This window comes from Pseudarthrobacter woesei, assembly GCF_055412745.1.
On the sequence record NZ_JBVAYU010000022.1, the window covers coordinates 22,788 to 28,843 of the forward strand.

At 63.8% G+C, this 6,056-nt stretch carries 5 protein-coding genes and 1 pseudogene; all 6 read left to right on the top strand.

Going from position 1 to position 6,056, the window contains the following annotated elements; genetic code table 11:
* Positions 1-6: 6 nt before the first annotated feature.
* Positions 7-819, top strand: coding sequence for a bifunctional allantoicase/(S)-ureidoglycine aminohydrolase (locus ACZYZE_RS18495; RefSeq protein WP_463909457.1), 813 nt, complete (start codon positions 7-9; stop codon positions 817-819).
* Positions 820-1,024: 205 nt separating this feature from the next.
* Entirely contained in the window at positions 1,025-1,825 is an 801-nt protein-coding gene (locus tag ACZYZE_RS18500) for a hydroxypyruvate isomerase family protein (protein ID WP_463909459.1), read from the top strand.
* 21 nt (positions 1,826-1,846) lie between these two features.
* Positions 1,847-2,806 carry a 2-hydroxy-3-oxopropionate reductase gene (locus ACZYZE_RS18505; RefSeq protein ID WP_463909464.1) on the top strand — a complete coding sequence of 320 codons (960 nt, stop codon included), beginning with the start codon at positions 1,847-1,849 and terminating at the stop codon, positions 2,804-2,806.
* A gap of 138 nt (positions 2,807-2,944) precedes the next feature.
* Positions 2,945-4,723: a glyoxylate carboligase gene (gene gcl / locus ACZYZE_RS18510; protein ID WP_463909460.1), complete on the top strand. Its 1,779-nt coding sequence runs from the start codon at positions 2,945-2,947 to the stop codon at positions 4,721-4,723.
* A 2-nt stretch (positions 4,724-4,725) separates the two neighbouring features.
* Complete coding sequence (locus tag ACZYZE_RS18515; protein ID WP_463909462.1) at positions 4,726-5,922, top strand: glycerate kinase; 1,197 nt, start codon at positions 4,726-4,728, stop codon at positions 5,920-5,922.
* Positions 5,915-6,056 (top strand): annotated as a pseudogene (locus ACZYZE_RS18520) (allantoinase AllB); the annotation flags it as partial. The gene ACZYZE_RS18515 and the pseudogene ACZYZE_RS18520, both read left to right, overlap by 8 nt.

A 6,056-nucleotide genomic window follows, 5' to 3' on the forward strand; every position in this document is an offset into this window, starting at 1 on the left:
TCAACCATGGGCAAGTACTACTACCCCCAGGGCGGACTGCCGCCCCAGACCCACCTCACAACAGAACGAGCCATCGTTACGGAGGCTTACACCGTCATCCCCAAGGGCGTCATGACGGATATTGTGACCAGCAACCTGCCTGGTTTCACCAACACGCGTTCGTGGATCATCGCCCGCCCGATCTCCGGGTTCGCCACTACGTTCTCCCAGCTGATCGTAGAGATCGGCCCGGGCGGTGGCGCTCCCAAGGCTGAGTTCGAGGCAGGCGTTGAAGGCGTCGTCTTCGTCACCAAGGGCAAAGTCAACCTGACCCTCGACGGGGAACTGCACCAGCTTGAGGAGGGTGGCTACGCGTACCTCGCGGCCGGCTCCACCTGGGGCCTGGAGAATGTCTCAGCTGACATCGTTTCCTTCCACTGGGTGCGCAAAGCTTACGAGCGCCTCGAGGGCTACGAAGCCAAGTCCTTCGTGACAAGCGACCAGGACATCGAAGCGGGCGCGATGCCCGACACTGACGGCGTATGGAAGACCACCCGCTTCGCTGACCCCAGCGATCTGGCCCATGACATGCACGTGAACATCGTGACCTTCCAGCCCGGCGGCGTGATTCCCTTCCCGGAGACTCACGTAATGGAGCATGGCCTGTACGTCCTGGAGGGCAAGGCCATGTACCTGCTCAACAACGACTGGGTGGAAGTGGAAGCCGGCGACTTCATGTGGCTGCGCGCCTTCTGTCCACAGGCCTGCTACGCCGGCGGCCCGGGCGAATTCCGCTACCTGCTCTACAAGGACGTCAACCGCCAGATCCGCCTGACCTAACACCAACATCGAACGGGCGGCTCTGCCAGGAGCCGCCCGTTTTTCGTGCCCCCTATTCCGGATGACTCCCCCGCAACCGCCCTTGACTCCAGCCCTTCCATTCCCTAAACTTTTCATAAAGCAGAATCTAAATTCCACAAGGCGGAATCAGTTGAAAGCCTGAAAGCCGTGGAATCTGGAACCCAGCCCCTCGGAAGGACCTACGATGACCTACACAGTGAACTGCTCCATCCTCCTCACGGAGCTGCCCCTGCTCGAGCGCCCCGCCGCGGCGAAAGCCGCGGGCTTTGATGCCGTCGAGTTTTGGTGGCCCTTCGAAACGTCCGTCCCGACCGGCACACAGGTCCAGAACTTTGAAAATGCCATCAAGGATGCCGGCGTTCAGCTCACCGGTCTGAACTTCAACGCCGGCAATATGCCCGGCGGCGATCGCGGCCTGGTCTCTTGGAAGGGGCGCTGCCCAGAGTTCAAGGACAACATCGACGTTGTCGCCGGCATTGGCGGGCACCTGGGCTGCACGGCCTTCAACGCGCTCTACGGCAACCGGCAGGAGGACTTCGCCCCCGAAGAGCAAGACGAACTGGCGATCAAAAACCTGACGGCAGCCGCAGAAGGCGTAGCCCGCATCGGCGGCACCGTCCTTCTCGAACCGGTCAGCGGCGCACCCAGGTACCCCCTCCTCACCGCCCAGGACGCTCTGAACGTCATCTCAAGGGCTAAGAACGAAACCGGTGTGCAAAACATCAAACTCCTCGCCGATTTCTACCATCTGGCAGTCAACGGAGACGACGTCCCAGCCGTCATCGAGAACCACGCAAAGGACTTCGGCCACATCCAGATCGCCGACAACCCCGGCCGCGGAGCTCCTGGCACCGGAAAGCTTCCCCTCGGGGAATGGATCACCCGCAGCCGGGAACTTGGCTACGAGGGCTACATAGGCCTCGAATACAAGGAACCCCAGGAAACGGCCTTCCGCTGGGCAATCCGGCAGCACGCCGCCCAGTAGCCGCTGATCGAGCTTGTCGAGATCCGGTTTCAAAAAAGCTCAACAACCGGAGCGGTTTACGCTCCCCGCCGGCACCACCACAGACTTCAGAAAGAGAACATCATGAGCAACGTCGCAGTCATCGGACTCGGAATCATGGGCCTGCCCATGGCTATCAACCTGGTTAAAGCCGGCCACAGTGTCACCGGCTTCAACCGCAGCCAGGACAAGATCGACAAACTCGTCTCCGAAGGCGGCACGGGTGCCACAAGCATCGCTGACGCCGTCACGGATGCCGATTTTGTCATCACTATGGTGCCGGACTCCCCGGACGTTGAAGGTGTCGTCAGTGGTAAGGACGGTGTCTTCGCCCATGCAAAGAAGGGCACCCTGTGGATTGATGCTTCCAGCATCCGCCCGGACGTGGCCAAGCGCTTGTCCGATGCCGCTACGGCGGCCGGCATCCGCCCGCTCGACGCACCGGTTTCCGGAGGTGAACAAGGCGCCATCGACGCCGCCCTGTCCATTATGGTGGGCGGGGACAAGGATGACTTCGAGGCAGCACAGGACGTCCTCAAGGCAGTGGGCAAGACCATCGTCCACGTCGGACCCTCGGGTTCCGGCCAGACCGTCAAGGCCGCCAACCAGCTGATCGTCGCCGTCAACATTGAGGTCCTGGCCGAGGCTATCGCCTTTCTCGAGGCCTACGGCGTCGACACCGACGCAGCTCTCAAAGTCCTCGGCGGGGGCCTGGCCGGGTCCAAGGTCCTGGACCAGAAGGGCCGGAAGATGCTGGACCGTAACTTCGACCCCGGCTTCCGCCTGGCTCTCCACCACAAGGACCTGGGCATCGTCGCCTCCGCTGCACGCGAGGCCAACGTCGCGATCCCCCTCGGCGCCGTCGTCGCGCAGCTCGTCGCCGCAACCGTCAACCAGGGCGACGGCGGCCTGGACCACTCCGGACTCTTCAAGCAGGTCCTGCAGCTTAGCGGCCGCGAGTAAGCCCGCCGCCGCAGGGCGGACACACAAACCAAAACCGGCACCCACCGTCGTACAGCCACGACGGCGGCCCCGGCACACCCAAAACACCCAAATCCAGCCCGCAACGGGCACCCCCCAGACTTTATCAAGGAGCACCCCATGAGCAAGATGCGTACCGTTGATGCAGCGGTTGCCATTCTGGAAAAGGAAGGCGCCATCGAGGCGTTCGGCCTGCCAGGCGCCGCAATCAACCCCTTCTATTCAGCAATGCGGGCGCACGGCGGGATCCGTCACACGCTGGCCCGCCACGTCGAAGGTGCAAGCCATATGGCGGACGGCTACAGCCGCGCCAAGGACGGCAACATCGGAATCTGTATCGGCACCTCCGGCCCCGCCGGCACCGACATGATCACAGGACTCTACGCAGCCTGGGCCGACTCCATCCCCATGCTTTGCATCACCGGCCAGGCCCCTGTGGCCAAACTGCACAAAGAGGACTTCCAGGCCGTGGACATCGAGTCCATCGCCAAGCCCGTCACCAAGCTGGCCATGACAGTCCTGGAACCTGGCCAGGTGCCCGGCGCCTTCCAGAAGGCCTTCCAGCTGATGCGCTCCGGCCGGCCCGGCCCGGTCCTGCTGGACCTCCCCATCGATGTGCAGATGGCTGAGATTGAGTTCGACATCGACACCTATGAGCCCCTGCCCGTCGAGAAGCCCAAGGCCAGCCGCAGGCAGCTGGAAAAGGCCCTGGACATGCTGACTGCAGGGGAGCGGCCACTTATCGTAGCCGGCGGCGGCATCATCAACGCCGGTGCATCCGTACAGCTGGTGGAACTGGCCGAACTGCTCAACGTCCCGGTCATCCCCACGCTCATGGGCTGGGGCACCATCGCAGATGACCACCGCCTGATGGCCGGTATGGTGGGCCTGCAGACTTCCCACCGCTACGGCAACGAGAACTACCTGCGCAGCGATTTCGTGATCGGCATCGGCAACCGCTGGGCCAACCGCCACACCGGCGGCCTGGACACCTACACGGCCGGCCGTCAATTTGTGCACATCGATATCGAGCCCACCCAGATCGGCCGGGTTTTCTCCCCCGACCTGGGCATCGCCTCCGACGCCGGCGCGGCGCTGGCCGGGCTGATAGAACTGGCCCGCGAACGCAAGGCTGCCAAGTCCCTGCCGGACTACTCCGCCTGGGTAGCGGAGTGCGCGGAGCGCAAGGCCAACCTGCACCGCAAGACGCACTTCGAGAACATCCCCATCAAGCCACAGCGTGTGTATGAAGAGATGAACAAGGCCTTCGGCCGCGACACCATTTACGTGTCCACCATCGGCCTGTCCCAGATCGCGGGCGCGCAGATGCTGCACGTCTTCGGTCCCCGCAAATGGATCAACGCCGGCCAGGCCGGCCCGCTGGGCTGGACGGCGCCGGCAGCACTCGGCGTCGTTCGCGGCAACCCGGATGAGACAGTGGTTGCCCTCTCCGGCGACTACGACTTCCAGTTCATGATCGAAGAACTTGCCGTGGGAGCCCAGTTCAACCTGCCGTACATCCACGTGGTGGTCAATAACTCCTACCTGGGCCTGATCCGCCAATCCCAGCGCGGCTTCGAGATGGAACAAAACGTGTCCCTCGCGTTCGACAACATCAACAGCCCCGAAACAAAAGGCTATGGCGTGGATCACATCAAGGTCGCGGAGGGCCTGGGTTGCAAGGCCATCCGCGTGGAGGACCCCAACGACCTCGCCACAGCCTTCGACAAGGCAAAAGCCCTCATGGGTGAGTTCAAGGTTCCCGTCGTGGTTGAAGTGATCCTGGAAAAGATCACCAACATCTCCATGGGTGTGGAAATCAACGCCGTGAACGAGTTCGAGGAACTGGCAAAGACCGCCGCCGACGCTCCCACCGCCATCCTTGCCCTGCAGGGCTAAGCATGCGCATCGTGATCGCCCCGGACAAGTTCAAGGGATCGCTGTCCGCCCCCGACGTCTGCCGGCACCTGGAAAAGGGTCTGCAGCAGGCGACCGGCGGGGACCTGGACATTGTTCATATTCCGGTAGCCGACGGCGGCGAGGGAACCCTCGATGCCGCCGTCGGCTCCGGCTTCACCCGCCGCAGCGCGAAAGTTTCCGGGCCGACCGGAGAACCACTTGACGCGGACTACGCTGTCCGGGGCAGCGAGGCCGTCATCGAGATGGCCACAGCATCAGGGCTGGCCGTCTTGCCGCAGGTCCTCCGCGGAGACCAGCCCGATTCGCTTTCCGCCACGACCGCCAGCAGCCTGGGGACAGGCCAGCTGATCCGCGCAGCACTGGATGCGGGGTGCCGCCGGATCATCCTCGCTGTGGGTGGCAGCGCCAACACCGACGGGGGCGCCGGAGTACTCCAGGGCCTGGGCGCCCGCTTTCTGGACCCGGACGGTACGGACTTGCCTGCCGGAGGGGCCGCCCTGGCCCGCCTGGACACCATCGACTTCACCGGGTTCGACCCCCGGTTGAAGGACACACGCTTTGTGCTGGCCTCCGACGTCGACAATCCCCTGCTGGGAGCCCAAGGCGCCGCGGCAATTTTCGGCCCGCAAAAGGGCGCCTCACAACAGGACGTCAACATGCTCGACGCCGCGTTGGCCAGGTTCGTCGAAGTCCTTGCCAGGGAAATCGGTCACCGCGCTATCAAAGCCGCGGAAGCCGCGGGTGCAGGAGCAGCCGGCGGCGTGGGATACGCGGCCATCGCCGTACTGGCAGCAGCCCGTCGCCCCGGCATCGACGTCGTCCTCGAATTCACCGGACTGCCGGAACGACTGGCCGGTGCGGACCTGGTGATCACAGGGGAAGGCAGCCTGGACGAGCAAAGCCTGCTGGGCAAGACCCCGATGGGCGTTGCCCGGGCATCAGCTGCCCAGGGCGTTCCGGTAATCGTTGTCTGCGGGCGCAACACCTTGGCACAGGGGCAGGCAACCGCCGCGGGGTTCGAGGACGTCTACGCCTTAACCGAGCTTGAAAGCAATGTAAACAGGTGCATGGCAGAGGCGGGACAGCTTTTGGAGCAGCTGGGCACTCAGATCAGCGGACGGTTGGCAGCCAACGGGCTGTCACGTTCCCCGGTCAGTAGGGAGAACCTCCATGTCTGAAAAAGGCTTTGACCTGGTCATCCGCGGCCAGCGCATCCTCACCACCGCCGGCCTTGCGCCACGTGAAGTGGGTGTGCGCGGCGGGAAGATCGTGGCCATCGAACCCCTCGGTAACGGGCTCGCCGGCGCCGAGC

Excerpts from the sequence above, each read along its gene's own strand:
- ACZYZE_RS18495 (WP_463909457.1), top strand. The coding sequence starts at position 7 with ATGGGCAAGTACTACTACCCCCAGGGCGGACTGCCGCCCCAGACCCAC.
- ACZYZE_RS18515 (WP_463909462.1), top strand. The coding sequence starts at position 4,726 with ATGCGCATCGTGATCGCCCCGGACAAGTTCAAGGGATCGCTGTCCGCC.
- gcl (WP_463909460.1), top strand. The coding sequence starts at position 2,945 with ATGAGCAAGATGCGTACCGTTGATGCAGCGGTTGCCATTCTGGAAAAG.
- ACZYZE_RS18500 (WP_463909459.1), top strand. The coding sequence starts at position 1,025 with ATGACCTACACAGTGAACTGCTCCATCCTCCTCACGGAGCTGCCCCTG.